Source organism: Novosphingobium indicum, from assembly GCF_014645195.1.
Classification (GTDB): domain Bacteria; phylum Pseudomonadota; class Alphaproteobacteria; order Sphingomonadales; family Sphingomonadaceae; genus Novosphingobium; species Novosphingobium indicum.
Genome location: NZ_BMLK01000018.1, coordinates 1 through 26,471, shown reverse-complemented (window position 1 = coordinate 26,471; position 26,471 = coordinate 1). Strand labels below are relative to the sequence as shown.

General features: G+C 64.5%; 24 protein-coding genes. 9 read left to right on the top strand and 15 right to left on the bottom strand.

Annotated elements, in window-relative coordinates:
- Window positions 1-194 precede the first annotated feature (194 nt).
- Together IEX64_RS17285 and IEX64_RS17280 are read right to left on the bottom strand one after the other, a co-directional pair.
- Window positions 195-638 (bottom strand): hypothetical protein, encoded by a 444-nt coding sequence (locus tag IEX64_RS17285; RefSeq protein ID WP_188821531.1) that lies wholly within the window; start codon window positions 636-638, stop codon window positions 195-197.
- A 206-nt stretch (window positions 639-844) separates the two neighbouring features.
- The gene (locus IEX64_RS17280) at window positions 845-1,717 is read right to left on the bottom strand and encodes an MBL fold metallo-hydrolase (RefSeq protein ID WP_188821529.1); all 873 of its coding nucleotides are present in this window, start codon (window positions 1,715-1,717) and stop codon (window positions 845-847) included.
- An 85-nt stretch (window positions 1,718-1,802) separates the two neighbouring features.
- On the opposite strand from IEX64_RS17280, the gene IEX64_RS17275 reads away from it, so the two are divergent.
- Window positions 1,803-2,369, top strand: a complete 567-nt coding sequence (locus IEX64_RS17275; RefSeq protein ID WP_188821527.1) for a TetR/AcrR family transcriptional regulator — start codon at window positions 1,803-1,805, stop codon at window positions 2,367-2,369.
- A 15-nt stretch (window positions 2,370-2,384) separates the two neighbouring features.
- On the opposite strand, the gene IEX64_RS17270 is transcribed toward IEX64_RS17275, so the two are convergent.
- The 3 genes from IEX64_RS17270 to IEX64_RS17260 form a co-directional block, all read right to left on the bottom strand.
- Window positions 2,385-3,530: an aminotransferase class I/II-fold pyridoxal phosphate-dependent enzyme gene (locus IEX64_RS17270; protein ID WP_188821525.1), complete on the bottom strand. Its 1,146-nt coding sequence runs from the start codon at window positions 3,528-3,530 to the stop codon at window positions 2,385-2,387.
- A 53-nt stretch (window positions 3,531-3,583) separates the two neighbouring features.
- Entirely contained in the window at window positions 3,584-5,062 is a 1,479-nt protein-coding gene (locus IEX64_RS17265) for an acyl-CoA reductase (protein ID WP_229710521.1), read from the bottom strand.
- Between the two features lie 98 nt (window positions 5,063-5,160).
- Window positions 5,161-6,609: a class I adenylate-forming enzyme family protein gene (locus IEX64_RS17260; protein ID WP_188821523.1), complete on the bottom strand. Its 1,449-nt coding sequence runs from the start codon at window positions 6,607-6,609 to the stop codon at window positions 5,161-5,163.
- Window positions 6,610-6,838: 229 nt separating this feature from the next.
- Between IEX64_RS17260 and IEX64_RS17255 the strand changes: the two genes are divergently transcribed.
- The 3 genes from IEX64_RS17255 to IEX64_RS17245 all read left to right on the top strand — a co-directional run bounded on the left by IEX64_RS17255 (window position 6,839) and on the right by IEX64_RS17245 (window position 12,361).
- Complete coding sequence (locus tag IEX64_RS17255; protein ID WP_188821521.1) at window positions 6,839-7,471, top strand: TetR/AcrR family transcriptional regulator; 633 nt, start codon at window positions 6,839-6,841, stop codon at window positions 7,469-7,471.
- 26 nt (window positions 7,472-7,497) lie between these two features.
- On the top strand, window positions 7,498-8,562 hold the full coding sequence (locus tag IEX64_RS17250) for an aldo/keto reductase (RefSeq protein ID WP_188821519.1): 1,065 nt from the start codon (window positions 7,498-7,500) through the stop codon (window positions 8,560-8,562).
- 331 nt (window positions 8,563-8,893) lie between these two features.
- Window positions 8,894-12,361, top strand: coding sequence for an autotransporter domain-containing protein (locus IEX64_RS17245; protein WP_188821517.1), 3,468 nt, complete (start codon window positions 8,894-8,896; stop codon window positions 12,359-12,361).
- Between the two features lie 97 nt (window positions 12,362-12,458).
- On the opposite strand, the gene IEX64_RS17240 is transcribed toward IEX64_RS17245, so the two are convergent.
- Both IEX64_RS17240 and IEX64_RS17235 read right to left on the bottom strand, forming a co-directional pair.
- Entirely contained in the window at window positions 12,459-12,893 is a 435-nt protein-coding gene (locus tag IEX64_RS17240; RefSeq protein ID WP_188821514.1) for a nuclear transport factor 2 family protein, read from the bottom strand.
- Entirely contained in the window at window positions 12,890-13,678 is a 789-nt protein-coding gene (locus tag IEX64_RS17235; RefSeq protein WP_188821512.1) for an SDR family oxidoreductase, read from the bottom strand. The genes IEX64_RS17240 and IEX64_RS17235 overlap by 4 nt, the downstream gene beginning before the upstream one ends.
- A 134-nt stretch (window positions 13,679-13,812) precedes the next feature.
- Between IEX64_RS17235 and IEX64_RS17230 the strand changes: the two genes are divergently transcribed.
- Window positions 13,813-14,964 carry a sulfotransferase family protein gene (locus IEX64_RS17230; protein ID WP_188821510.1) on the top strand — a complete coding sequence of 384 codons (1,152 nt, stop codon included), beginning with the start codon at window positions 13,813-13,815 and terminating at the stop codon, window positions 14,962-14,964.
- Complete coding sequence (locus IEX64_RS17225; RefSeq protein ID WP_188821508.1) at window positions 14,961-15,479, top strand: VOC family protein; 519 nt, start codon at window positions 14,961-14,963, stop codon at window positions 15,477-15,479. The genes IEX64_RS17230 and IEX64_RS17225 overlap by 4 nt, the downstream gene beginning before the upstream one ends.
- Here the strand turns inward: IEX64_RS17225 and IEX64_RS17220 are convergent, their stop codons facing one another.
- From IEX64_RS17220 to IEX64_RS17185, 8 genes are read right to left on the bottom strand one after another with little or no spacing between them, the layout of a single operon-like run.
- Window positions 15,480-17,837, bottom strand: coding sequence for a TonB-dependent receptor (locus tag IEX64_RS17220; protein ID WP_229710518.1), 2,358 nt, complete (start codon window positions 17,835-17,837; stop codon window positions 15,480-15,482).
- Window positions 17,743-18,738 (bottom strand): FecR family protein, encoded by a 996-nt coding sequence (locus tag IEX64_RS24470; RefSeq protein WP_229710516.1) that lies wholly within the window; start codon window positions 18,736-18,738, stop codon window positions 17,743-17,745. Before IEX64_RS24470 ends, IEX64_RS17220 begins: the two co-directional genes overlap by 95 nt.
- Window positions 18,735-19,358, bottom strand: a complete 624-nt coding sequence (locus IEX64_RS17210; protein WP_188821505.1) for an RNA polymerase sigma factor — start codon at window positions 19,356-19,358, stop codon at window positions 18,735-18,737. Before IEX64_RS17210 ends, IEX64_RS24470 begins: the two co-directional genes overlap by 4 nt.
- A gap of 22 nt (window positions 19,359-19,380) precedes the next feature.
- Complete coding sequence (locus IEX64_RS17205; RefSeq protein WP_188821503.1) at window positions 19,381-19,995, bottom strand: class I SAM-dependent methyltransferase; 615 nt, start codon at window positions 19,993-19,995, stop codon at window positions 19,381-19,383.
- A gap of 13 nt (window positions 19,996-20,008) precedes the next feature.
- On the bottom strand, window positions 20,009-20,653 hold the full coding sequence (locus IEX64_RS17200; RefSeq protein WP_188821501.1) for a tetratricopeptide repeat protein: 645 nt from the start codon (window positions 20,651-20,653) through the stop codon (window positions 20,009-20,011).
- A 29-nt stretch (window positions 20,654-20,682) separates the two neighbouring features.
- Complete coding sequence (locus IEX64_RS17195) at window positions 20,683-21,438, bottom strand: SDR family NAD(P)-dependent oxidoreductase (RefSeq protein ID WP_188821499.1); 756 nt, start codon at window positions 21,436-21,438, stop codon at window positions 20,683-20,685.
- Window positions 21,425-23,473 (bottom strand): AMP-binding protein, encoded by a 2,049-nt coding sequence (locus IEX64_RS17190; protein ID WP_188821496.1) that lies wholly within the window; start codon window positions 23,471-23,473, stop codon window positions 21,425-21,427. The genes IEX64_RS17195 and IEX64_RS17190 overlap by 14 nt, the downstream gene beginning before the upstream one ends.
- Window positions 23,473-24,018 carry a thermostable hemolysin gene (locus tag IEX64_RS17185; RefSeq protein WP_188821494.1) on the bottom strand — a complete coding sequence of 182 codons (546 nt, stop codon included), beginning with the start codon at window positions 24,016-24,018 and terminating at the stop codon, window positions 23,473-23,475. Before IEX64_RS17185 ends, IEX64_RS17190 begins: the two co-directional genes overlap by 1 nt.
- 160 nt (window positions 24,019-24,178) lie before the next feature.
- Here IEX64_RS17185 and IEX64_RS17180 point away from each other — a divergent pair, with 160 nt between their 5' ends.
- From IEX64_RS17180 to IEX64_RS17170, 3 genes are all read left to right on the top strand, one after another.
- A complete protein-coding gene (locus IEX64_RS17180; RefSeq protein WP_188821492.1) occupies window positions 24,179-24,379 on the top strand; it encodes a hypothetical protein in 201 nt (66 codons plus the stop codon).
- A 69-nt stretch (window positions 24,380-24,448) separates the two neighbouring features.
- Window positions 24,449-25,237: a tryptophan 2,3-dioxygenase gene (locus IEX64_RS17175; RefSeq protein WP_188821490.1), complete on the top strand. Its 789-nt coding sequence runs from the start codon at window positions 24,449-24,451 to the stop codon at window positions 25,235-25,237.
- A complete protein-coding gene (locus IEX64_RS17170) occupies window positions 25,234-26,388 on the top strand; it encodes an aminotransferase class V-fold PLP-dependent enzyme (protein ID WP_229710515.1) in 1,155 nt (384 codons plus the stop codon). The genes IEX64_RS17175 and IEX64_RS17170 overlap by 4 nt, the downstream gene beginning before the upstream one ends.
- Window positions 26,389-26,471 lie beyond the last annotated feature (83 nt).

The following is a 26,471-nucleotide window of genomic DNA, read 5'->3' as shown; positions in this document are numbered from 1 at the left end:
CGCCCGGTTCGCTATTCAGGAAATGTCCGGCGAGCCACCGAACGCCCCGCCGGAACCTGCCCAGCAGGTCGTGTTCCTGCGAACCCGGTCGAACTCCCTCCCGGCCCGTTCGCAGCCCAGCATGCGAAAACCCTACCTCGGGCGGCGCATCGGATTTCCATACAGTGTCCGACGCGCCGCCCTCGTTCTTTGCGCTAGTTTCCGCCGGTCCCCGTGCGCGGCGATCGCTTGCCCATTGCCGCCTGCGCACGCTCGATCAGCATGATCAATCCATCAAGGTAAGCTGCCAGCAAGGCCAGAGCCAGGGTTGACGCTTCCACTGTCGACTCCTCGCCGCCCGCGCCAACGATCACTGTGGCAAGACCATGGGTTGCCTCACCGCGGGACAGCATGAAAACAGTATCCGGCCCGAGCAGCGAGAGCACTGCACTCTCCGCGGCGTCGCAGGCCAGCATCGCTGCCAGCTCCGCCGGATCGACCAGCTGCGTGGGAATGCCGAAGAAGGGCCCGCTCTGCAGCAGATGCGCGGCTTCGCGCACGAGATCGGCTTCGATGTCCGGCGCGCCGTTCACACAGGCGTGACGAATTTCGCGCAGGCGCGCGATCCAAACTTCGGGTTCGGGAACTCTCTCGTTCATCGCTGTCGCTAATCCGCAGGGAGGCCGCATCGGCAAAGCGCCGCCAATCCGGCAGCGCTTCACATCCGATCTCGCATTTCTCTCGCGAAGATCTGATCCCGCCTCGTCTTACGAGAGTCTAACCACGATTGGTAAAAACAAGCTTCACACTACGAATGCAGGCACATCTGCGATGAGCGGAACTTCTGACGTCTGAAAACGGGCAGTCAGGTGCCCGATCCGGCCGTGAACACGGGGTGACCGTGCTCGAGGCGGACCTTGATCCCATGGGGCCAAGGCAAGTGCGCCGGGATGATCAGCGCATCGCGCAGCGCGGCCAGTTCGATCAGCCGCTGCCGGCTTGCGGTCGCCAGCGCGAGATCGTCCCCACCGCCGAACTGCATGGTCGGATCGACCAGCTGGAGTGGATGGTGAAACGTATCGCCACTGAACAGAGCGCAGGCGTCGTCGGCCATAACCTGCAGCCAGCAATGCCCCAGCGTATGCCCGGGCGCGGGGAGCACTTCCAGACATTCGCCAAGATGCAGACTGCCGTCGTGGACTTCCACCAGCCCTGCCTCGATCACAGGCAGCACGCTGCGTTCGAAGACATCGACATTGTAGGAAACGGGATGATGGCCCGGACGGCGCGGATCCCAACGCTCGATCTCGGTGCGGGACATGACGTAGCGGGCATTGGGAAACGTCGGCACCCAACGCCCGTCGCGCAGCATCGTGTTCCAGCCGCAATGGTCGTGGTGCAGGTGCGTGCACATGACGATGTCGATATCCTCGCGCCGATATCCTGCGGCGTCGAGCCTTTCGAGCCAGGGCACATCGAGCATGTCGAACTGCGGAACCGGGTGGGGCTTTCCATTCCCGGTACACGGGTCGACCAGCACGACCTTGCCCTCGACTTCGAACACGAAACTCTGGAAAACGAGGTCGAACCGATTGTCCTCATTCAGAAAATGCGGAGCGAGCCAGGAACGGTTCCGCTCGATCAACGTCTCGTCGGACGTAAAATAGGAAATCGTATTAGGGATGCGCAGTTCTTCGACGCGCGCGATTTCAACTGGTCCAACCCTGAGGATCGTCATCCCCCACCCTCCTCAGTTACCAACTGATAACCTTGATTTTGCTTGCTTCGGTGTCAATACCGCTCCTAGATTGCAATCGATGACAATGGAGAGGTCCCGGAAGCGCAACGCGGAAGTAACGCGGGCGCGAATTCTTGCCGCTGCCAAGCAGGCTTTCTCGAACACAGGGTATTCGCATACCGGGATTCGCGAGGTTGCGGCGCTGGCCGGAACGAGTTCGACCCTCGTGCTGCGCTACTATGGATCGAAGATCGGCCTGTTCGAGGCCGCCCTGCGAGACTCCATGCCCGACCATGAAGTCGTCCGGCCGCCCTACGCGGAATTTGCCACTGCCTTGACGAAGATGTTGCGCGATAATCCGGGCGCAACAGACTCGATGCTGATGATCGCCATGGCCTCGGGCGAACGCGAAGCGGCAACAATTGCAGCGCAGATTTTCACCGAACTCAATATCGTGCCGGTAGGTGCCGCCCTGGGCGATCCCGACGGGAAAGTCCGCGCACTGCAGATGGCAATCCTCGGCATAGGCTTTGTATTTTTCATAAAGCACTTGCCACTGACAATCTTCGACGAGCGCGAAACCGACAGCATCTGCGACTGGTTCACGCAGTCGGTTCTTAATGTCCTCGAACCCGATCGCCGCATCCACTGATGCTGCGACATGCGCTTAGCGGCGCGCCGCGAACCAGGGCACCATTCGCTCGATCGCCGCTTCGATCTCGGCCGGAGACACGGCAAAGCTGAAACGGATGTAGCGCCCGCCATCGACCGGATCGAAATCGACGCCCGGAGCCGTTGCGACACCGGTATCCTCCAGCAATTGCCGGCAGAACGAGAGACTGTCATTGGTCATGTGACCGATCTCTGCCCAGATGTAGAACGCGCCGTCCGGCGGCGCGATTTGCTGCAGCCCCAGACGCGGCAATGCTGCCAGCAGCAGTTCGCGGTTGCGAGCATAATTCGCGAGGTGACTTTCCAGTTCGTCACGGCAGTCGAAAGCGACCAGCCCGGCATGCTGCGCCAGCACCGGCGGCGTGAGGAACAGGTTACCCATTCGCGCGCGGGCCGCGTCGATCAGCTCGGGCGGAACCACCAGCCAGCCAAGCCGCCAACCCGCCATCGAGAAGTATTTCGAGAAGCTGTTGACGACCAGCGCCTCGGGCAAATGCTGCAGCGTGGACTGTGCAGCATTTCCATAAGTCAGGCCGTGATAGATCTCATCGGAAACGACGCGAATGCCCTTGCGGCGGCACACATCGGCAATCGCCGCCAACTCGTCCGGCGCAATAATAGTTCCAGTGGGATTTGCAGGACTGGCGAGGATCAGCCCTTCCGGCACCGGGTCGAGCGCGTCGAGCGCCTCTGCCGTCATCTGATAACGCTCGGCCGGACCGCAGGCGACTTCCACCGGCTCGAGGTACATGGCCTTGAGCGTGTTGCGGTAAGCAACGTAGCCCGGCCGGGCCATCACCACTCGCGCGCCGGGCTGGAACAGGCACGACAGCGCCAGCACCAGCGCCGGCGAGGCGCCGCAGGTCAGGATCACCTGCTCCTCATCCACCGGGACACCGTAAGCCTCGTCGTAATGGCGGGCGATGCGCTGCTTGAGCGCCGTGCTTTCCCAGTAGCCGCCCGGATCGCCGTCGAGCGCCTTGTGCGCGGCGGCGATCGCCTCGGCCGGCGCACCGGTAGAAGGCTGGCCATATTCCATGTGGATGACATCGCGCCCCTGCTCCGCCAGATCGTAGGCGAGACGCCCTATCGAGATGGCGTGAAAGGGATCGACTTCGGCGATGTCGGGGGAGCAGGTCATGCCCCGCTTGCTAGGCGCAGCATGACCTCCCCGCAAGGCCGGACACTGGTCGTTCAGGCGACGACCTTGATGTCCTCCTTGTCCGCCTCCCAGAACCCCTTGCGACCTTCGGAGGGCTCTTCGGAAATGATCCATTTCACAATGCGGCGCATCGGCTCGATGCCGTCCTGCGGACCGACCAGACCGGGCCCGTTGAATACGTAGCCAAGCTGGACGAAGCGCTGTCCGCCATGCAGCGCGCCCTTGTGCCGCACGACTTCGCGCAGGCTTTCGGGCCAGATGCCCACTGTCTGGGTATAAGCGTCGACCACATCGAGCACTTCCTCCAGCGTATCGACCGGAATGAGGTTGACGGTGCGGTCGCCGAGATACTCCCAGAAGTCGACGCGATCGGACGTGTGGCTGACAATCACTGCGCCCTCGCCCTCCTCGCCGCCGATGACCGTGTAGAAGTCTTCCGAGAAACGCAGCGAATCCACGCTGGACTTGAGATCCGGATCATAGCGCTTGGGTTTGGTGGTGAGCACTTCGGGCAGATCGAACATCGCGTCGTAGGCCTTCTGCCCCAGCGTCTTGAGCTTCTCGATGTCCTCGTCCTCGGTCCCGCACATCACATAGACCATGCGCGCGGAAGCGCAGGCGGTCTGGTTGCCGACCGAGAAGTCGCAGGCGAGACGCCTGGCCGTCTCTTCGATCGCCTCGTCGTCCTCCAGCGCTTGGGGGCCGATGATCGAGGCGGAACGCTTGGGGTCGAGGCTGATCAGTTCGATGCCCGGCTGGATGTACTTCGTCACATGCTTGACCGAGGCGAAGCCGCCCCACGCGCAGATCTTCTCGATGTTGTGCGGCTGGTAGATCTGCGATTCCAGCGCCTCGTCGCCGCCGCGCCAGTAGGCGACCGCGAGGTGCTTCGTGATCGGATGATCGGGCGCCATGTCCACCATGGTGCGGGCGATGGCGCCAGTGGTGAAGGGATCGTTCGAGGGGACCTTGATGATGGTGTCCCCGCGCGTCACCGCACCGCGCAGCACGGTCAGCGCGCCCAGCACCGGGCCGTTACCGGCAACGATGTGCAGCGTCCGCGCTCCATAGGCGCGGATGCCGACTTTCGAGCCGTTGATTTCCTGCTCCACCCAGCGCTCGAGGTAGTCCACGCCGATATTGAAATCGACCATGCCGCGAATGCGCTCCTTGTCGAACATGAAGGGCATGTCGTGGAAAAAGTGGTCCATGATCGGCTTGGTGGTCGGCGCTGTGGCGTAGGAGTGCTCGCGTGCCTCGCGCAGGTAGTCGTTGCCGTTCACGTCCAGCCGCGCGCCGAGTTCGGCGAGGTAGTCGAGGATGTCCTCGAAACTGAGATCGTAGAGATCCTCCATCAGCCGCGGCGAGGCGAGCGGAATGCGGCTCGCGATCTTTTGCGGATCGGGCGCGAGGAACGAGATGTCCCCGCTGCGCCCGCCGAACTCGATCAGGTCGCTCTCGATCACCTGGCCGCGCAGCACGGCATAGGAAATGGGGCGTGTCGCCATCATGCGTAAATCCTTAAGAACCCCACCCCGCTCATCCTGAGCTTGTCGAAGGATGGGTTTGCGCCTGTGCTTCGACAAGCTCAGCACGAATGGATGCTGTTTCAGCCTCCCAGCCCGGTCAGGAAGTCCATCGCCTCGGACTGGGCCTGCGGCGTGGCGGCGCAGGAGATCTTGTCGTCCCCGCCCTGCAACTCGCTCACCCGGTTGATCTTCTTTTCGAGCGCGACCGAGGTGCGGCCGCACTTGCAGGTATTGCCCCAGTCGATGGTGACGAGATCGCCAGTGACGAGCCCGCCCCAGGTCGAATCCTGCGTCATGTCGAAGAACGCCGCGCGGCCGGTCTGCTTACCCTTGCGCGGCAGCGGCTGGCCGGTGTCGAGATCGAGCTGGAACACCGTCACCCACGGCAGCACGTGATAGTGATCGTGCTCGCACAGGATCGAGAACGAGTTCATCTCGGTCATGCCGTAGCCCGAGGTCATCCGCTCGAAGCCGAAGAAGCCGCAGATCACTTCTTCCAGATCGTCGGGCAGCGGAACGCCCTTGGCGCCGCCCCCGCCCATCAGCACCGAATCCGGCGAGAAGCTGGCGCGGATGCCTTCTTCGAGCCCCTTCTTCGCCACCGCGTAGAACATGTTCGATGTGCCCATGGCAAAGACGCGCTCGCCACGAAGCTGCGTGACCATGCGGTTGATGAACTCCATCTGCCGGGCAGGCGCCTCGGCCTGCGACTGCTCCCACTCCTCGCGGCGCGCCAGGAGCGCGGGCGGCACATCGACCTTGCTGGCATCGCCCTTGGCCGCCGCCGCGCGCAGCCGGGCGGCAAGCCACATCAGGTCGGAGCTGATCTTGAAGTCGAAGGCCGTGTGCAGCTTGCTGTCGTCGCCCTTGCAGAAGGCCTCGCGGATGTACTTGGGAAAGGCGCCGGTCGAAGCATGGCCATCGCGGTAGAGCGGCACCACGGCGTGCATCGCGTCGTTGATGTCGCCGGGCCGCGGATCTCCGCCAAACTTCTGCGCAAGCTGCACGCGCAGACCCATGACGGAGACCTGATAGTCCTTTTTCGACTTCGGGAAGAACGAGCAGGTCCCGGTCGATCCCGAGGACGTCGCGACATCGAGAGGCGTTTCCTCACGCAGCTTGACCAGCCAGGAGTCGATGGAATCGCACTCGGACACGTCGACCTCGTTGGGCGCATGCCGCGTCAGGCGCGACAGCCAGGTGTTGAGCTTGCCGTACTGCCCCTTGGCCAGCAGCGAGACCGGATAGGACTTGTAGATGTCGTGCGGCATCAGCAGCGGCGCCATGTCGTCGAGCGAGGCAAGGCCATCTATCCCCTGCCCGTCGGCGAGCTTCTGCAGCACCTGAATCTGGTCGCGTCGTTCCGCCAGCCGGCGGTTCATCGCGGCAAGCTGCACAGCCTCCACATGGCCGCGCTCAAGCGAATGAATGCGCGTGTTGTGATGGCCGAAGTAGCCATAGGGATCTTCCATCCATGCTTCGGCTTCCCGCTCGGTGGTTGCATCCTGCGGTGGTGCAGTGGTCGCCATGGTCCTTCTCCCGAATAGTCCGATGCCCGTTTCCCGAGCTTTCGAGTCGGGACCATGCGCTGTGGGTCAATTCAAATCAACCAATTGGTTGGTTGTTTCTCGTTCCGTCAATTGCTAGTTCGACCAAGACAAAACCGAAATACCGAGCCCGGAAGGACGCAAGAAATTGGCACCGCCCGCAAATACCGCATCGGCCAAAGACGCTACGCCCCGTCGGCGGCGCACGTACATGCCGGCGGCCGAACGGCGGAAACAGATCATCGCGGCAGCCCAGAAAGTCTTCGCCCGCTCCAACCTGAAAGGCGCCCGCACCCGCGACATCGCCCGCGCCGCCGAAGTCAATCAGGCGACGATCTTCGAACACTTCCCCAGCAAGGAATCGCTTTTCGAGGAAGCCGTGATCAAGCCGCTGATCGAAGCCATGCGCGGAATGCACGCGCGGCGCGAAGTCTACGAAAGCGCCACCGGCCCGGATGAGATCGCAGCACTCGCGCGCTCGTCCGGCGAACGTCATCTGGCGGATATGGACCGCGTATTCCCGCTGCTTGCCGCCGCCTTGTTCAGCGATCCGGATCAGGGCCGCGACCTCTACCGCGAACACATCGTGCCGCTGGTCCGCGCGCGCGGCGAAATCCTCAATGGCCTCACCCGCGACGGGCTCGATCTCGATTTCGTCGGCCTCGCCATTTTTGGCATCCAGATGGCCGTCGCGCTCGACCGCCACTTCGAAGGCGGCATTGCCGGCGAGCGGAACGGCGATTTGACCGAGGTGGCAGAGCAATTCACGCGCATGGCCACAGGCGGCTTTGCGCGGCAGAAAGACGAAACGGACAGCGACGAAGCAAACGACAAGGCGGGCTGAAGCGCCGCCGGGGAGAGAGAGAAGACATGGCCACGCAACTCGATCACTATCGCCTGCTCGGACGTTCCGGCCTGCGCGTCTCGCCGCTATGCCTGGGGACCATGACGTTCGGCGTCGGGCCGGATGGCTGGGGCTCCAGCGATGCCGAAGCCGCGACGATGGTCGATACTTATCTCGACCGCGGCGGCAACTTCATTGATACCGCCGACTTCTACGGCGGCATGGGCGGATCGGAGAAGCTGCTCGGCCGTCTGCTGGGCCACCGGCGCGAGCAGGTGGTGATCTCCACCAAGTACTCGCTCACCACCCGCCCCGGCGATCCCAATGCTGCAGGCAACAGCCGGCGCAACATGGTGCGCTCGGTCGAGGACTCGTTGCACCGCCTGGGCACCGACTGGATCGACCTGCTCTATCTGCACATGTGGGACTTTCGCACGCCGGTCGACGAGATCCTGCGCGCTTTCGACGATCTCGTGACGAGCGGGAAGGTCCAATACATCGGCCTCTCGGACACACCGGCCTGGCAGGCCAGCCGCATGCAGGCCATCGCCGAGCTGCGTGGCTGGAGCCAGTTCTGCGCGCTGCAGATCTCCTATTCGCTGCTCGAACGCACGGTGGAGCGCGAGATGATCCCGATGGCCGCGGAAATGGGCATGGGCGTTTGCCCGTGGTCTCCGCTCGGCGGCGGCGTGCTGACGGGGAAGTATTCCCGCGCCGACCTGACCCCGCCCGAACCGGGCGGCACTTTCGACCGCAAGACGATGAACGCAGTCACCGGCCGTCTCAACGAGACCAACCTTGCCATCGCCGACGAAACGGTCGCGGTGGCCAAGGACATCGGCTGCACGCCCGCCCAGGTCGCGCTGGCCTGGACTCTCGCCAATCCGGCGGTCGCCTCACCCGTCCTCGGCGCGCGCACGCCGGCACAGCTCGAAGACAATCTCGGCGCGCTGGGCATCACCCTTTCCGCCGAACACCTCGCCCGCCTCGATGCCGCCAGCGCCGTTCCCAAGGTCTTCCCGATGGACGTGCTGACCGGGCCGGCAGAGGGCATGATGTTCGGAAACGTGACGGTGGAAAGGCGCATCTGAGTCGACAGACATCGTAAAGACGACGGCAAGCATGAATGCTTGTGCACATAAGTGACCGGAAACACAGTTGGCTCGAGAAGCAACACACAAATCCGGTCATTTTCTTAGGTGGAATGACGCATAAAAGTAACACCTGCAAAGTTTTCACAATTTTCACCGACAACCCGACTTGCCGAACGTCATTTAGGCGTCAAACATCCCCCCATGCACTCCGGCTCCCTCTGATGTCGCGGTGCCTATGGCGGTGGATTTCTTCGGAAATCCAGCACTGGCAGAGGTGGGACGGCCCGGGCCGTCCCCTCTTTGCTGTTCAACAGTCCTAGGGGGACACATGAAGAACATTCGTCCAAGCACTTATCGGTCGTGCCAGCGTTTCGCGCTGCTCGGCTCGGTAGCAACCCTCTCGCTCCTTTCGGCGCAGGCCAATGCCCAGGCCTACGGACCCGAAAACCCCACCAACGCCTATCTCGAGGCGCAGGGCAATTCGACCTATATCAATAGCGTTGCGCCCGATCCGCAGATCGTCATCGCCGATCCGGGCACCCCGACCACCGCGGTCGACCCCGTGGACGTGAACGGCGTCGGCCAGATGGTCGTCGACGTGGGTGGCGGCTTTGTCGGCCTGTGCACCGGCACCCTGATCAACCCGCGCACAGTCATCTTCGCCGCACACTGCGTCAACGACGAAGCAGCGACCGACTACGGCTCGTCCACCGGCGGCACCCCGATCGGTTTCGGCTTCTCGAACAATAACCTCCCCGGCGTGATCGACTGGCTCAGTAATGGGAATATGACGAATGCAGAGTTGGCGTTCTTCAACGCCAACTACGTCAACTATCATCCGGGCTCGCTGGAACCCGACGCGGTGAGCTTTCTCTACAGCGACATCGCGGTCGCCTCGCTCGACACGCCGGCAAATGGTATCCCGACCTGGGCCCTTATGTTCTCGGCCCTTCCGGCGCCTGAGGCGATCGATGACGCCAACGGCACCGGCTATCACGTCACCATCACCGGTTACGGCCGCAACGGCGCCGGCGCCGAAGGCTCTGTCAACGGCATCGACTTCCGCCGCCGTGTTGCGGAAAACATCGTTGGCGGCCTCGCAAGCCTCGACCAGTTCGAAAACTTCCTGTTCGGTGGCAACAGCACTACCTATCCGCAGAACCTCTACTGGATCGACTTTGACGATCCGACGCGCCAAGACGTCTTCGACTTCAACGCCTGGAAGGACGATGGTCTCCCCAACGAGGGCATTACGGCTGGCGGCGATTCCGGCGGTCCGCTGATCCTCGACGATACCTTTGACACGCCTGTCGTGCTGGGTGTCCTGTCGGGTGGATATACCCGCTTCTTCAACGGTCAGGGCCCGAACAGCTACGGCACGGCCAGCTTCTATCAGCCGCTGTACCTGTACTGGGACTGGATCGTCGAGAACAACCCGTACCGCTATGTCGCCGCGCAGGAAGGCGACGGCGCATGGGAAGATCCCGAGCACTGGGTCACCACGCTCGATCCGATGTACATGGTGCTCGACGAGAACGGCAATCTGGTCAACGGCCTGCCCACCCTGCTCGGTCAGGGCAAGACCGGCAATGATGGCACGTTCGGTCAGGCCTGCTTCCAGTGGGCAGCCAGCGGCGACGACGAATGTCTCGACATGTCCAATGGCGATTACATCGTCGATGGCGTGGTCGTGAACAGCGGCGCTACCGTGGGCGACGCCTCGAACAATTCGGCGACTGTTGCATTCGGCGATGCCACGCTCAACCCCGAACTTGCGGCCCAGGCCGACGAGGCCGTGGCCAACCCGCTGGCCCTGCCCGATGCGTCGATCGACAACGGCCTGCCCGGCGCTACCGGCTTCGTACCGAACAACTCGGACGGTGATCGCCTGACCGCAACCCCGCCGCGCTACTACGACGTGACGCTTTCGGCCGCCGGCACCACGACGCTTTCGAGCGACGTGACCGTGGACCGCTTCACACTCAATGGTGCCGGCGCCGCGCTCGACATCATGGCCGATGGTTCGCTCACCAGCCTGATGGACATCACCCAGCACTCCGGCATGTTGCGGGTGAACGGCACGCTGACCACGCCGGGCGACTACTTCCTGAAGACCGGGGGCCTCCAGGGTTCGGGCACGATCAACGCGGCCTACTTCACCAACCTCATGGGCGTCATCGCTCCTGGCGGTGTAGGATCGATCGGCACCCTGACCTTCAACGGCAACGTGATCCTCTCGTCGGCATCCACCTACCTCGTCGATATCGGCAATGGCGGCACCTCCGACCTCATCCAGGTCAATGCCACCACGTATGTCGATGACGGCGAAGGCACAACCGACGGAGAAGCCGTTGCCGCAGCTGTCGTGCCCACTGACGGCATGGCCAGCATCGGCGGCTCGGTCATCTTCGGCCCGGTTTCGGGTTCGATGGTGCGTGATGGTGACAGCTACACCATCCTCACTGCCGAAGGCGGCGTTTACGGTACGTTCAATACGCCGACCGCAATCAGCGCGATCCTGACGCCGACGCTGAGCTACTCGGACACGGCAGTCACAGCGACGCTGGAAGCCGGCCTCTACGCCGACGTCGTCAACAGCGGTTCGCCGATCCAGACGGCTTATGCCAAGCTGCTCGACCAGAACCGCAGCCAGTACAGCAAGTTTGCGGGCCTCTACGGCCCGACCGACCTGCTGACGGTCGGCGGCGTGCAGTCGACGCTGGAAAGCTGGGCCCCGCGCGTGCAGCCGCTCATGCAGTCCATGGGTACAGCGGCGATGGAAACGAGCAATCGCTTCATCCGCGATCGTCTCGCCCGTGTTTCGGACGGCATGGAAGGCGGCAGCCTCGCCTACTACGGCGGTCCGAGCAGCGTGCTGGCCACGATGGGTATGAGCGGGCTCTCCTCGGTCGACACCATGGCGGCAGCGGCCGGCGCTCCGGAGCGCACGGTTGACGGCGCCCTGCCCGACGACATGAGCGCGTTCATCGCCGGTGGCTACATCAACGGTGACAGCGACGGTGCGCCAACGGCCACGCCTTATGCCAAGGACGACTTCGACGGCTACTACGTGGCCGCCGGTTTCGAAAAGGCAGTCGGCACCAACGGCTTCGTTGGTTTTGCCGGTTCGTGGACCAAGATGAACGGCAAGCCCGGCTATCCGGTCCGTGACGTCAAGGGCGACCTGTTCCAGGTCAGTGCCTACGGCGCCACCCGCTGGTCGAACGGCGTCGGCCTCGATGCCCAGTTCAGCGCCGGCACCTTCGATCTCAACATGTCACGCACGGTCTCGTCCGGCGACATGTCCTGGGACCTCGAAGGCAAGGACCAGCCCTTCACCTATTCCGGCGAAGTCGGCGTAAGTGCGGAACTGATGGCCGGTTCTATGTTCGCGGTCACCCCGCGCATCGCCATGCGCTATGCCAATATCGATTTCGGCCGTTACGTCGAAACCGGTGGCGGCCCGGCGCTGCAGTACGAGATGCAGGACTACGAAAGCCTGCAGGCTCGCGCGAGCCTTCGCGTCGAGGGCAAGGGCAGCATCAAGCCCCACCTGATCGGCACATTCGTCCACGACTTCGAGGACAAGCCGGTGGCTTTCGGTGCGAACTTCGTGGGCGGTGTCGGTTCCAATGCGCAGTTCGCGCTGCCGACCGACGACCAGACCTGGGGCGAGATCGGCGCTGGCCTGAGCACCAGCGGCGACATCTCCATCGGCGTATCGGTCGAAACGACCGTCGGCCGTTCGGACATCAACTACCAGTCGTATCGCGGCTCGGTATCGGTCAAGTTCTGATCGGAAAGGCAGTGCCGGTCCCGCAAGGGGCCGGTACGCCAAACAGAACAGGGCGCGCGGGTTCCGGTCCGCGCGCCCTGTTCTGTTTTACCGCGAGTCAGCCGGGAAAGACGGTGTATATCCGCCCGCTGAACAGCCAGCGGCCGTCGCGGCGCTCGAAGCTGTCGTTATATTCCCCGAAGACTTCCTTGTCCGTTCCATAGATCGGCGCGGCCATCATCGCGTTGGCGGTGGCCCGATCGCCATCGACCTCGATCATCAGATTGTGGAGCAGCGGGATCGGATGCGGCCCGCCCTTCTGGCCGACGAGGAATTCCACCAGAGCCTCCGGCGTCTCGTAGCGACTGCGCACGGTATATTCGGCCTTGTCCGGATGGCCTGCGCGCACCTCGAACGTGCCTTCGGGCACGAACAGTGCACCCACTTGCTCGGGCTCGTCACGCCGCACCGCGCGCGCATAGGCGTTGATGAGATCGGCAATCGCGGCCTGCGCCTCGAGCCGGTCCAGACGCGCTTCCAGACTCTCGCTCATGCCATGCTGTCCCGCAAGTCGCAGGCGGCACGGATCGCGGCGAGGCGCGGTTCCATACTCCGCCAGACGTGCTTGTGGGTCACCACCACCGCCTCGTCGTTGGCGATGGCGGAGGCCACCATCTCGCCCACATCGCGCGGCGTGATGTCGGAGTCGGGCATCGCCGCCGAGTACTGACGGATCTCGCCCCCGACCTTGACCGTGTTTTCGGCGAGGTTGGTGGAGACATAGCCGGGACAAAGCACTGTCACCCCCACGCCATGCGGCGCCATTTCCTGCCGCAGCCCTTCGCTCAGCGCGGTGACGCCGAACTTGGCCACGGCGTAGGCGCCGACGCCCGGAACGCTCGCGGTCAGCCCGGCCTGCGAAGAGGTGTTGACGATGTGCCCCTTCCCGCGCGCGCGCATGTCCGCAGCGAACGCGAAAACGCCATTGGCAATGCCGGTGAGGTTGATCGCAAGGATACGGTCGAAACTCTCCGGTTCCATATCCGCGAACTCGCGGCCATTGGGCGCGATACCGGCATTGTTCACCAGGACGTCGACCGGCCCTAAGGCAGCCTCGGCTTCCGCCTTGGCGCGCTGCCACCCCTCGCGATCGCGCGTATCCAGCACCGCGCCGCGCACTGTATCGCCGCGTTCGGCAACGACCTTCCCGAGCGTCTCCGCATCGATATCGGCAATGGTCACCCGCAGCCCGCGCCGGACCATCGCATCAACGATACCTAACCCCAGACCGCTGGCACCCCCGGTCACGAATGCATGCCGCGCATGGCTCAAATCCATGATTTTCCTCTCTCCTTGCCGCCGATCGCGGCGTCCTGATCCCAGATTGAAGTAGCATGCACTATCTTGCAATCGCCAGACGGCGCTTTCATGACCCGCAGGGACGATAGGACAAGGCAAGAGGACGCCGGAACATGACCGTAGATGAGGTGATCGAGGCCGCACGGGCCCAGACGGGGCTGAGCGACTACGGCGATCCGGCCATTCTCGAAGGCCTGGAAGTGCTCCTCAAGTCCTATGCCGATGAGGCGAAGTATACCGAACGCGGCTCGCAGATGGCCCACGCCGATCTGGTCAAGTGGATGGCGGTCCGCATGAAGATCGAGGACTGGCTGGCGCAGCATCCCGATCTGCTCGACCAGCCGATCGAAAAGCCGCTGTTCGTCTTCGGTCTTCCCCGCACCGGCACGACGCTCGCCATCAACCTGCTCGCTTCTGATCCGGCGCGCCGTTCGTTCCTGCGCTGGGAATCGCATGATCCGGTGCCGCCGGCGCGTCCCGAGGAACTCCATGCCGGGCCGCGCTGGCAGAAGATGGACGAGCAGACCAAGGTCGCGCTCCAGTACATGCCGCAGATCGCCGCGATCCACTTCGAAGAGGCCGACAGCCCCACCGAGTGCCAGTTCCTGATGACTCCCTCGTTCTGCTCGCAGGTCTATGAATCGCAGGCGGACATCCCCGGCTACCGCGAGTGGTTCCTGCACAAGGCGGATTACCTGCCCGCCTTCCGCTTCCACAAGCGCTACCTGCAGATGCTGCAGGCCAATACTGGCGGGCGCTGGACGCTCAAGAACCCCTGGCATCCCCTGTACCTGCCCGCCCTCAAGGATGTCTATCCCGACGCGCAGCTGGTGATGACGCACCGCGATCCCGCCGACGTGCTGGGCTCGATCGGCAGCCTGATCGAGAATGTGCGCAAGATCTACTCGGACGACGTCGATCTGGAGACCATCGGCCAGCAGTTCGTCGAGACCTTTCAGATCATGATCGAGCGGCAGGATGCCTTCCGCGCGCAGCACGGGCAGGATGCCATCTACGACGTGCAGTACGCCGACGTGATGAAGGATCCGATCGGTCAGGTGCGCGGCATCTACGATCACTTCGGCGAGCCGTTCACGGCGGAAGCCGAAGCCGCGATGCACGCCTACATGGACGCCAATCCCAAGGGCAAGCACGGCAAGCACGAATACTCGCTGGAGCGCTACGGCCTGAGCCGCGAAGGCGTGCACAAGACCTTCGGCGACTACATCGAGCGCTACGGGATTCCCGTGAAGACCGCGACATGAACCCGATCGGCGACCGCTACGGCCAACTCGTGCAGATGAGCTACATCACGCGCGACATGGACGCGGCAGTCGCCCATGCGGAAGCTGAACTCGGTATCACCGGCCTGTCGCGCGGCGAAGCGGAGATCGAAGTCCTCTCCTATGGCGAGAAGCGCCCGCTCGCGGTAAAGTCCGCGATTGCCAATTTCGGCACGCGCCAGTTCGAGATCATCCAGCCCGTTTCCGGCGCGATCGAAGTCTATACCGACGCAGTGGACCTGTCCGGGCACATCCTCAACTTCCACCATGTCGGCATTGCCGTGACTGGCCCCTGGACCGAATGGCAACGACTGCTGAACGATGTGAAGGCCAGCGGCGATGCCTTTACCTACCTGTTTCCGGCAGAGCCCTCGCCCGAAGACAAGCTGTGCTTCTGCTATGTCGATACCCGTCACCGCATCGGCCACTATACCGAATACCTCTGGGCCGATCCCTCGCTCGCCGGCATTCCTGCAGCGCCGTGGCTCGAAGCCTGATCAGAACGCGCGGGACACCATCAGCGAGAACTTCAGCGGCCGCTGCGGGGTGAACTGCTCCATCGTGCGGTAGCGGAACGGATTGCCGTAAGCGAAGGTGTTGCCCCTGCGCGAAAGCAGGTTTTCTGCCTGAAGGTCAAGTTGCCAGTCATCCAGCACGGCGTGCAACTCAACCCCGCTCTGCACGAGCCTGCCCATCGGGCGGTCGAGAGCAGGATCGAAGCTCATCCTGGCCGGACCGACATAGCGGATACGCGCCCGCGCCCAGAGGTCTGCCCGACCGATGGTGAAGTCGTGCCGCAAGGCTGCCCGCAGCGTATATTCGGGCACGACCGGCAAGTGGCGGTCTTCAAGTTCGAACCCCAGCGCACTGCGCGTCAGAAGAGCGCTGGTGTAGTTTCCGCCCGCTTCCATATGCCAACCGGGGACCAGGCCCAGTTCGATGGCTCCCTCCACGCCGATAATGCGCGCATTGCCGACATTGGCGGTCTCGATCAGGCCGTCCTCGCCGAGCCCGTCGGACTGGACTTCGTCCCAGCGCGTGTACCAGACACTCAGTTCGGCGCGCCCGTCCCCGGCAAGGAGTTCGCGCCAGCCGGCCTCGATAGAGGCGAGTTCGTCGCCCTTGAGCGGCTCTATCGTGCCGCTGGCGGAAATGTCCGAACCGCCCTGCCTGAACGCGGAGCCATAGCGCACATATATCAGCCGGTCGGGATCGGGCTGCCATGCCAGCGCCAGACTGGGCGTCATGCCCGACTTGCTACGCTCCCGCGAGACCGCCTCCGACGCGATAACGCGCGTTTCGCGGATCGACGAGTGAAACAGCCGCGCGCCGCCGTCGACCGACAGCGTGGATGTTAGCGGCAAGGACAGATCGAAATAGGCCGCGGCATCGTCGCTGACGCGGCGGTCGTTGTCGGCGATGACCGATGCGCCCGAGGCCCCATCGAGCCGGGCCACGAGCGTCTGCCGTGCCTTTAGGTAGGAAAGACCGGCAAGCCAGCGCAGCGATCCGAAGCGGCCGCGCAGGCGCAGGTCGTTATCCCACACACGAAAGTTGCGTTTGTCGACCAGCACCTGCGGATCGGAGAGACCGAAACTGTCGGTGCCGATGGTGGCATCGAGCGTGTCGTTGACGTCGTGCCAGGTCATCGCGCTGGCCAGCAGGATATCGACGGCGCCGATCCCGCCGGAGAGCCGCCCGGCAGCGTGGGTCAGGTCGTTGTCGTGCGGTTCGGCAATCTGGTCGGGCCGGGTGTAGCTTCCCGACTCATACACGTAGTTGCTGTCGTGCGTCTGCAGCCACTGCGCGAAGCCGGTCAGATCGAGCCGCCAGCCCTGTGCGGGGACCACTCCGAGTATCGCGCGCGCACCGGTGACATGCGTGGAATTGGTGTCTTCGCGCGTGCCGGTATCGATCCAGCCCGGTTCCTCGGCCGCATAGCCGACCAGCCGCAAGGCCGCGACATCGCGGCGGATCGGCAGATTGGCAACGACCGACCCGGAATAGCCCGGCTCGCCATGCGTTGCGACGCTGGCCCCGCCGGAAACGACCAGCCCGGCGCGGTCCAGATCGGGTTGATGCGCGACCAGCCGGTAGATACCGCCGAGCGCGCCGGTCCCGTAGAGCGAGCCCTGCGGTCCCTTGAGCACTTCCACGCGGTCGATGTCGATCAGGCGGATATCGGGGTCGGGCGCGGCATAAGTCAGGCGCGCTTCATCAAACACCACGGCAACGGTCGACTGGCTCTCCCCACTGAAGGCGCTGTCGGCAATGCCGCGCAGGAACATGCGGTTGCGTCCCGGCCCGAGCGAGGTCAGGGCGAGCCCTTCCAGTTGCGCGGACACAGTGGCGCTGTCGCTGCCGGGATTGCGGCCCTGCGCGGTGTCCAGTTCCGTGACCGACACGGCTGCCGGAAGCGACAGCAGGTCGAGCGGCTGCTTGGTCGCAGTTACGAGAATCGGAACCGGCGGCGCCTCCGGGGGCGGCGCACCAGGCGCCGGTCGGCGGACAGCCCGCACGGGTGCGCGTTCGATGCGCCAGGCCGTCGTGCCCACCTTCTTCGCCACATAGCCAGTGCCGGAGAGCAGGCGCCGCAGTGCCTCGGCGACTTCCATGGAACCATGGACGCGGGGGGTGCGAATGCGGGGAAGCGCACCTTCGGTCCCGATCGAGACCCGTGCCTCGCGCGCCAGTTCGGCAAGTGCGTCGGGCAATGTACCCGCCGCGACATCGATCTGCGACCGCGGGCCCTCGCGGGCTTCAGCTGGCGGGCTGCTCCAGACGCCAAGCGCCAGCGCTACCGCCGAGGCGCAGGCCCATGACCTGCGCAAGATCGCGGAGTGCCGCATCGCCATCGCCGATTACCAGAGTCCCCGAAAACCGCCGGTCGCGCAGGGCATCCGGCATTTCCACCTTCACGCCCGCATAGCGGCGCAGATCGGCAACGACCAGAGCCAAAGGCGCATCGTCATAGGACAGGCGGCCATTCTGCCAGTCCCCCACATCCTGCGTACGGACTGCGGCAACACTCGCCGTACCGGCGGCGGCATCGTAGAGCAGGCCGTTGCCGGCCGCGAGGTGCACCGGCGCGGACAGCGTTTCGGAACTGACCTCCACCTTGCCTTCGGTCACGGCGACGCGCACGCGCTGGTCCTGTGCCTGAATATCGAAGCGGGTGCCGATATCGCTGATCTGCAGTCCGCCCGCAGTGATCGTAAGCGGACGGTTTGGATCGTGCCGGATGTCGAACAAGGCGCCACCGGACAGAGCCATGTGGTCCTGATCTCGGCCTTCCACGGTCAGGCTGCTGCGCGGAGCGAGAATGATGGTCGAGCCGTCGTCGAGCGCGATCTTCTGCGTGCCGGCGGCGGTCTCATAGACCTCCGGTGTCGGCGAAATAAACTGCGGAACCACAAGGACAGCGGCGAGCGTGGCGGCAATCGCCATGCCAGCCCAGCGCTGGCGCCGTCCGAATGCCGGGCGCACGATCTCGGCCCCTTCGGCTGAGGCATCTCCAGTCGCATAAGCGGCGACGGGCCGGGTTTTCTCGACTTCCGCCTCGGTCCCTACGTCTTCCATGACAAAGCTGTGCTGCTGCAGCAGATCGTCGCTGAGCGCGATCTCGTCATAGGCCGCGCTGTGGCGGGGATCGGCCTCCAGCCACAGGGTGAAGGCATCCCAGTCCATGGCATCGTCCTCGCTGGCGAGGTGCCAGCGAGCCGCTTCTGCCAGAATCTGATCGTCGTGCCGGTTCATTGTCCCTGTTCCATGCGCGGTTTCCTTCCGCTTTGCCCCCCATGCCCCTGAGACGCCGCGGTGTCGAACATTCCGCAGTCGGCAAGAGCCTGTCGCAACTTCTTCATTGCCAGAGCCAGGTGTTTTTCCACGCCGCTTCGGCTGATGCCCATGACATCGGCAATCTCGCGCTGGCCCAGCCCTTCGAACCGATAGAGCCGCAAGGCGCGCCGGGCCCCTTCGGGCAGATCGGCAATGGCATCGCGCAGCACTTGCGCCTCCTGCTCGCGGGCAATCACTTCGTCCGCCGGCTCGCCGGGGTCCTTGCGGTCTTCGGGCGGTTCGGCAACGCCGCCGCCCTCGACCTCGATCCAGACCCTTTCGCGCCGCATCGACCTGCGTCGACCGCGGGCCCGGTCAAGCACCAGATTGTTGGCCATGCGAAACAGATAGGCGCGTCCGTTGGTGATCGGGCCGGTGGCAAGGCCGGTAACCTTGATCCACATGTCCTGCACCACGTCCTCGGCCTCTTCCGCAGAGCCGCACCGCGCCGTCAGAAAACGCAGCAGTTCGGCCCGGTGCATCTCAAGCAGCAGCACCAGCCCATCCGCATCCGCATCCGCGTGTTCCTGAGATTCCATCTCCCAGTTCGCTCCCACCACTTCAACGCACGGCATGGACGAACAATCCTTTTACCGAGCGCGTGACGGCAACTTCATGCACGTCATGCGACGTACAGGCAAACCCTGAGGTGAGCAGAGCCTCGCGCAGCGCCACGGCGTCGTAGAGCCGGTGCAGTCCCTCGCTGGCGAATGGCCAGTCCTGCATCGTGTCGCGATGGGTCACGTAGGCAACGAGACGACCGCCTGGTCGCAAAACGCGGTGCAGCGCGCGCAGCATCGTGTTGGCATCGTCGTTGAAGTAGAGCACGTTGAGCGCCAGCACGGCATCGAAGCGGGCCGGCGCGAAAGGCAGGTCTTCCAGCGATGCCTGGACGCACTCGGCGCGCGTGCCCAGCCGGCGCCGTGCCGCGGCCACCATCGTCTCCGAGGCATCGACGCCGGTGACATGGCACGGTACGCGGCCCAGCATTTCCGCCATCGCCGCGCCCGTGCCGCAACCGGCATCGAGGATCGATTCCCCCGCGAGGGGCGCCAGCATGTCAACCGCAAGGCGCAGTGGCCTGCGGTTGACGATGTCCATGGCATTTCCCAGCAGGCGCCCGGCGGTTCCGCTCGGGCGCGCGAGCTGACGGGCCAGCCGGCGAGCGAATGTCATCGGCGCGCTGGGATCAGCTTGCCTTGGCCAGCAGCGCGCGAACCTCGCGCCGGCGCCCTGTGTCCCATACCGGCCGGTTCGGATCGCGCGGCGCCCGCAGCGCCTTTTGCAAGTGCGTGCGCGCACCGGCCTTGTCGCCCTGATCGAGCAGATAGTCGCCATAGAAGTAATTGGCGTCGAGCCCGTCCGGATCGAGCGCCAATGCCTGCTTGAGCAGCCGCCCGGCCTTGTCTCCGTCGCCCCAGGCGAGCGGGGACCCCGGCACCTTGTAGTAGAGCACACCAAGGCTCATGGCAGCGCCGCCCTGTGCCGCCTTGGGATCGATGGAATAGGCCTTCTGGAGGATGTCGCGCGCCTTGGTGGCGAGGCCCAGCTTGTGGAAGAAGTTGGCCCGGTTCGCCTGTTCGCTGACGATGATGCCCTGCCACAGCAGCGGCTCGGCCTGCCCCGGATAGCGAGCGACAACCGTCGCGGCTTCCTTGGCGAGCTGATCGAGCGCCTTAGTCTGTGTGCTGGAGCCCTTCACTTCGTAGGTTATGTGCGCCCAGCCGCGGTTCACCGCGGAAACGTCGCTCGCCATGTCGGCAAGGGCGGCGGTGGGGACGGCAATGGCCAGGGCCGGTGCCAGAAGACTACCCAACACGATACGCTTCATCATGGACTTGCTCTCCTCTCGTTTGAGCCGGTTCAGCAGAACTCGGCGCGGGCCTTGCGGATCTGTCCGGCAAGGCCGTTGTCTATGATCTGGGGGGAAATGGCGTTGAGCGCGGCATAGATGCGCTCCATCACGCCGATGCTGACGGTTTCGCGGCGCGCGAGAATGGCCGCGACGATCCGGCCGGCGACCCAGTCGGGCGCATCGGCCTTCATGCCGGTCACTTCCAGGAAGCGATTGACCTCGCTGTTGTTGAAGCCCGTGCGCGCGGCGCGCGGATTGATGTGCGTAACGGCAACGCCCGTTCCCATCATCTCGCGGCGCAGGCCCTGGCTCAGCGCGGCAAGGCCGGCCTTGCTGCTCGAATAGGCCGCGAACCAGGGGTAAGGAATGGCGCCCAGGACGGAGCCGATATTGACGATCTGCCCGGTCCCGCGCGCCCGCATCGGCGCTGCTACGGCGCGGGCCAGCACGGCAGGGACCAGCAGATTGACGCGGTAGCACAGCGCCAAAGCCTCGATCGGCTGGCTTTCGTGCAGACCGAACCGCATCACGCCGGCGACGTTAACGAGCACGTCCGGACAATCGCCCGCCAGCCGATCAGCCAGCGTTGCAAGCTGCGTATCGTCCGACAAGTCGGTGACGATACTGGCGTCGCAGGCGCTGCATTCCATCCGGTCGATGCCGGTCACGTGCGCTCCAGCCTCGCGCAGCATCCGCGCGACGGGTGTGCCGAGCCCACCGGCAGCGCCGGTGATCGCGACGCGCTTTCCATCAAGCCGCGACACGGGTCTTCTCCATCGGGCCATCCTCCATTTCGATCGATGCGAATACCGCGCCGAACAGGCCGAACATCTCGCGCGCCATCTGCAGGATGGCGGCCCGGTCGTCCCCGCGCTCGAGGCCGTTCACCAGCTCGGCGAAGAAGGCCATGTGGTCCTGATCGAGCGCGCCGTGCGACGTAAGATAGGTGAAGGCCTCTGGCGGCAAACCGAGGTTCTCCGCCACCGCGCTCGCACCGCGCTGGGCCAGCGCCACGCTGACGCTTTCGAGCACATAGACCATGCCGAAGAACGCCGCGGGGTTGCCCTCATCGATCATGCGATAGGCATGGTCCACCATGGCCCGGGTCGCCGGAGCCGGCTCGCTGGCGCGGGCCGCATCGGCATCACCGCCAGCCGCGGCAATATCAGCGAGGATCCACTCCTCGTGCCCGGTCTCTTCGGCGATGTATTCGTCCAGCGCGGCCAGAAGATCCGGCCGGTCGCGCAAGCGCGCACGGGCGGCCTGCATCAGCGGCACGGTGTGACGCACGTGGTGCCAGGCCTGCCACAGGTAGTCGATGTAGGTTCGGCGCGAGATCGTTCCTGCCAGACCGGCGCGAACCTGGGGAATCCCCAGGAAGCGCAACCTCTCGCGGAAAGTGCCAGCTTCCAATTCGGCGAAGAAGCAGGGCCTGTCCGCAAGCCACGTCGCCGCGATCTGCTTGCGGCGCAGCCGGCCATTACCGGTCAACATGCCGTTCGCGGGCGTGAAGGGAGCGACCTCGCGCCAGCCCGCCAGGCGGGCATAAGCGGGAAGCGACGAATTTACGGCGGCAACGGCAACGGCCAGATCGGCATCGGGACGGGATGGCACCAGCAGCGCCTCGGGCGCGGGCACACCATCGCCATGCACCATGGCCTGGGCGATGCCGGGCTGGGCGACTAACTGCGCCTCGATCCATTCGGGCGAGATGTTGCGCCCGAAGCTGGTCACGATCAGCGCGGACTTGCGTCCTTCGACCCAGAGCCGTCCGTGCTCGTCGATCCGGCCGATGTCGCCCGAAGCCAGCGGCCCCGGATCGCGCAGTTCACCGATCGTGCCGAGGAACATCTCGCCTTCGAGCAGGATTTCCCCGTCCGGCGCGATGCGCGCCTTCATGTGGCCGAGGAGACGTCCGGCCGAACCGGGTTCGTCCTCGTCGCCGCTTTCCAGCGAGACCACAGACGCGCACTCGGTCAGGCCATAGCCCTGCCGCACCGGCAGACCCAGAGCCCGCGCCCGTTCGAGCAGATCGACCGGTACGCGCGCGCCGCCGACCGCCACCAGCGTCAGCTCCGGCAGAGGTAATCCTGTGCGCTCCATGACGGTGACGAGACCGGCCAGATATTCGGGCACCAGGATCAGCGAGGTGATCTTCCACTCGGCCAGACGATTGGCCATTACGGCAAAGTCGGGGCGGAAGGGATCAGTCAGCCCGACTTCGGCCTGCGGCGGGCAGACATACGTCCCGCCTGCCAGCATCGTCGCGAAGAAGCCGGCCACCGTTTCCAGCAGGATGCCCGGCGGCAGCAGTGCGCAATGGCGGCCGGCGTGCTCGGCGCCCACCGCCTCTACCACCGATGCGGCAACCGAAAGCATGTGCGCGGCGGACAGGCACACGCCCTTGGGCGTGCCGGTCGAGCCGGACGTGAAGGTAACCCGCGCCGTCCCTAGGGGTAGGACAGACGGCGCGGGACGCGAAGCCGACGGGAATGCGGTGTCGGCTCCACAGGCGGTTCTGGCGTGCCGGGCCTGCTCTTCGGTGAAGAAAGCAGGCAGCGACAGCACCGGTATTCTGGCTTCGAGCAGGGCCAGCTCGGCAAGCGACGCCTCGACCCCATGGTCGAGACAGAGCACGTAGGGCTGACCGGCCTGCCCGCCGGTGCTCAGATCGTAGGCCATAGCCTCGACACGTTCGGCGAGGTCTTCCCATGTCACCGGTTCGGATACGACCGGATCGAGTGCGATCGCCAGCGGATGCGTCAGCGCGTGTTCGCGGATGGTTTCGAGCAGGCGCATCAGGCGGCAACCTTCCTGCGGCGGGCCATGAAGGCCGCAATGGCCCTCTGCCCTTCGGCAATCACCCCGGCGCAGACTTGCGGGTCGCTGGCGTAGTATTGGCCCCATTGCTCGGGATCGTCGGCCCGATCGATCGTCGCCGGAGCCAGCACGGTCAGTGGCACGCCAATCCGGGCGAACATGGCACGCAGCGGCGCGGTCAGCGTGGCAACCGCGATCTCGCATCCGGCGCCGAGATCATTGGCGACGCTGCCCCACAGCTCGATCATCGCAAAGGCATCGTCGGCGGCGAGATTGCCGATCTCGATGATGCTCTCGCGGGCGACCTTCCTGCCGAGGGTTGCGGAAACGACCGCGTCCACGGGGGCCGCGAGATAACGTTCGAGATAGAGCGGAACTGCACCGGCGCGGTGAAAGCCCAGTGCCGCGCGCGGTCTTTCGGCCCGCTCGACGTGGGTATAGGTGCAGAACGTCGGCTTCGGGCAGGCTCCATGCGCTTCCATGTAGCGCCTGCGCACAAGCTCGAATTCCGAACTGTCAGCCATGTACGTCTCCTCAGGTTTCCCCAAGACGACGACACACCCGCTCGAATTCCTCAGTAGCCGGCGAATCAATTTGGCTCTGATGCAGCGCAACTGGCCGCTAAACAGAAATTAACCCGATACTGCGAATATCTACCGGACTGCCAACTAGCGGACACATGTCATGTCTTTCCTAAAGGCGCTAATTCCCGGCTTCCTACTGACCTGGATCGTATCCGGCATCCTCGGGTCCAATGGCTCGCGCGGGGGCATGCTCGCCATCCAGCAGACCTACATAGAGGGCCATACCTTTTATTGGTCCTGGTCGCTTTTTCTTGCCGCGACGGGTCTGAGCTGGGCGCTTTTCTGGATGATGGATTCCTGAACAGCCTGCGCGGTCCGCGACCTGCATTGACGGGTTGCGGTCGAGGGCCGAGAGGCTCAAACCGCGGCCATGACAGACATGACTTATGCGCGCTATCTCGCGCTCGATGACATTCTCGCCGCGCAGCATCCCGTGTCCGACGAACACGACGAGCTGCTGTTCATCATCATCCACCAGACCAAGGAGCTGTGGCTCAAGCAGGCTCTGTCCGAAGTCGAACTGGCGCTCGGCCTGATCCGCACCGACAAGCTGATCGAAGCCTACAAGAGCCTTGCCCGCGTGAGCCGCATCCAGGCGGTGATGACGCTCGCCTGGGACGTGCTCGCGACCATGACCCCGGCCGACTACACGACGTTCCGGCCGGTGCTCGGATCGAGTTCGGGTTTCCAGTCGGACCAGTTCCGGACGATGGAGTTCCGGCTCGGGCTCAAGCAGGCCGACCATCTGCAGTATCAGGCGGACCGGCCGCATGCCCGCGAGGCGATGGAGCGCGCGCTCGAACAACCCAGCCTGTGGGACGAGGCCAATCGCGCCCTCTCCCGCGCCGGCTTCACGCTTCCGGCTCAGGCGCTCGAGCGCGACTGGGCGGCGCCTTACGAGCCCTCCCCGGAAGTCGAAGCGGCCTGGCTGGAAGTCTATCGCGACACGCACCGCTACTGGGAGCTCTACCAGCTTGCCGAAAAGCTGGTCGACATCGACGATGCGCTCGCGACATGGCGGCACAAGCATGTGCTGACGGTGAGCCGGATCATCGGCGGCAAGCGTGGCACCGGCGGCACCACGGGCGTGCCCTATCTCCAGTCCACACTGTCCAAGCGCGCGTTTCCCGAACTCTGGTCGCTGCGGACCAGCCTGTGACGTCGTACAAGCACCTGTTCCGCCGCACGCTGGAAGCCGATCCCGAACGGCTCCATTTCGCCGCCCATTCGCATCATCTCTGGCCCGATGCTTCGCGCGAAGGGCAACTGGCGTGCTGGGACGACGCCGCGCGCCTTGCCGACCGGAAATGGGGCAGGGTGATGGACGAGGTCTGGCCGGCGGCGCAGCGCCATGTGGCCGCCGAACTGAACCTGCCCGATCCGGCCACCGTCGCTTTTGCCGGGAACACCCACGACTTTCTGGTTCGGATTGTTTCCGCCATCCCCCGCCGCCCGCTGCGCATTCTCGCCAGCGACGGCGAGTTCCACAGCTTCCGCCGGCAGGCCGAGCGCTGGGTGGAGGACGGCACGATCATGCTGGAAACCGTTGCCACCGCGGCCCCGGACTTCGCCGCCCGTTTTCTCGACCGGGCCCGCACCGGAGAGCATGACCTGATCTGGCTGAGCCACGTGATGTTCGGCACCGGCCAGATCTTCCCGGACCTGGAAGCCCTGGCCGAAGTCGCCGCGCCGGAAGGTCCGTGGGTGGTGATCGACGGCTACCACGGCTTCATGGCCATCGAGACCGACCTGTCGCGCATTGCCGAGCGCGCGTTCTATGTCACGGGTGGCTACAAGTACGCCATGTCGGGTGAAGGCGTGGGCATCCTGCACGCACCGCCCGGCTTCGGCGAGCGCCCCGCCGTGACCGGCTGGTACGCCGAGATCGAAGATCTGGCAGCGCCCCCGGGCCATGTGACCTATGCCGCAGATGCCCGCCGCTTCCTTGGCGCTACATTCGACCCTTCCGGCCTTTACCGCTTCGTTGCGGTGCGCGACATGCTGGCTGCCGAAGGGCTGGATACGCGTGCCATCAGCGCAAAGGTATCATGCCTCCAAAGCCGCCTGCTGGCCCGCCTGGACGAAACGCCGCTCGCTCAGGCCGCCCTGCTCAATCCCCCGGGCGAAGGCCCGCAGGCCCGCTTTCTCGCTTTCTCCCATCCCAAAGCCGCCGACTGGCAGAAGGCGCTACTGGCCGCCGGCGTCGTGACCGACGTGCGCGGCGAGGTTTTGCGGATCGGCTTCGGGCTCTATCAGGACGAGGATGATATCGACGGGCTGATCGAAATTCTCCGCCATTTGCAGGTGTGACGCCACAAATGGCGGGTTAGAGCGGTTTTCGATCATTCTGGTTCGTACCCGCATGATTTGAAGTAGTTGGCGCATTCGTGGGG

Coding starts and splice junctions, on each gene's coding strand:
- IEX64_RS17275 (WP_188821527.1), top strand. CDS start 1,803: ATGGAGAGGTCCCGGAAGCGCAACGCGGAAGTAACGCGGGCGCGAATT.
- IEX64_RS17230 (WP_188821510.1), top strand. CDS start 13,813: ATGACCGTAGATGAGGTGATCGAGGCCGCACGGGCCCAGACGGGGCTG.
- IEX64_RS17220 (WP_229710518.1), bottom strand. CDS start 17,837: ATGGCGATGCGGCACTCCGCGATCTTGCGCAGGTCATGGGCCTGCGCC.
- IEX64_RS17250 (WP_188821519.1), top strand. CDS start 7,498: ATGGCCACGCAACTCGATCACTATCGCCTGCTCGGACGTTCCGGCCTG.
- IEX64_RS17270 (WP_188821525.1), bottom strand. CDS start 3,530: ATGACCTGCTCCCCCGACATCGCCGAAGTCGATCCCTTTCACGCCATC.
- IEX64_RS17240 (WP_188821514.1), bottom strand. CDS start 12,893: ATGAGCGAGAGTCTGGAAGCGCGTCTGGACCGGCTCGAGGCGCAGGCC.
- IEX64_RS17185 (WP_188821494.1), bottom strand. CDS start 24,018: ATGGCTGACAGTTCGGAATTCGAGCTTGTGCGCAGGCGCTACATGGAA.
- IEX64_RS17205 (WP_188821503.1), bottom strand. CDS start 19,995: ATGACATTCGCTCGCCGGCTGGCCCGTCAGCTCGCGCGCCCGAGCGGA.
- IEX64_RS17280 (WP_188821529.1), bottom strand. CDS start 1,717: ATGACGATCCTCAGGGTTGGACCAGTTGAAATCGCGCGCGTCGAAGAA.
- IEX64_RS17175 (WP_188821490.1), top strand. CDS start 24,449: ATGACAGACATGACTTATGCGCGCTATCTCGCGCTCGATGACATTCTC.
- IEX64_RS17235 (WP_188821512.1), bottom strand. CDS start 13,678: ATGGATTTGAGCCATGCGCGGCATGCATTCGTGACCGGGGGTGCCAGC.
- IEX64_RS17245 (WP_188821517.1), top strand. CDS start 8,894: ATGAAGAACATTCGTCCAAGCACTTATCGGTCGTGCCAGCGTTTCGCG.
- IEX64_RS17265 (WP_229710521.1), bottom strand. CDS start 5,062: ATGATGGCGACACGCCCCATTTCCTATGCCGTGCTGCGCGGCCAGGTG.
- IEX64_RS17285 (WP_188821531.1), bottom strand. CDS start 638: ATGAACGAGAGAGTTCCCGAACCCGAAGTTTGGATCGCGCGCCTGCGC.
- IEX64_RS17255 (WP_188821521.1), top strand. CDS start 6,839: ATGCCGGCGGCCGAACGGCGGAAACAGATCATCGCGGCAGCCCAGAAA.
- IEX64_RS17200 (WP_188821501.1), bottom strand. CDS start 20,653: ATGATGAAGCGTATCGTGTTGGGTAGTCTTCTGGCACCGGCCCTGGCC.
- IEX64_RS17190 (WP_188821496.1), bottom strand. CDS start 23,473: ATGCGCCTGCTCGAAACCATCCGCGAACACGCGCTGACGCATCCGCTG.
- IEX64_RS17225 (WP_188821508.1), top strand. CDS start 14,961: ATGAACCCGATCGGCGACCGCTACGGCCAACTCGTGCAGATGAGCTAC.
- IEX64_RS17260 (WP_188821523.1), bottom strand. CDS start 6,609: ATGGCGACCACTGCACCACCGCAGGATGCAACCACCGAGCGGGAAGCC.
- IEX64_RS17210 (WP_188821505.1), bottom strand. CDS start 19,358: ATGGAATCTCAGGAACACGCGGATGCGGATGCGGATGGGCTGGTGCTG.
- IEX64_RS17180 (WP_188821492.1), top strand. CDS start 24,179: ATGTCTTTCCTAAAGGCGCTAATTCCCGGCTTCCTACTGACCTGGATC.
- IEX64_RS24470 (WP_229710516.1), bottom strand. CDS start 18,738: ATGAACCGGCACGACGATCAGATTCTGGCAGAAGCGGCTCGCTGGCAC.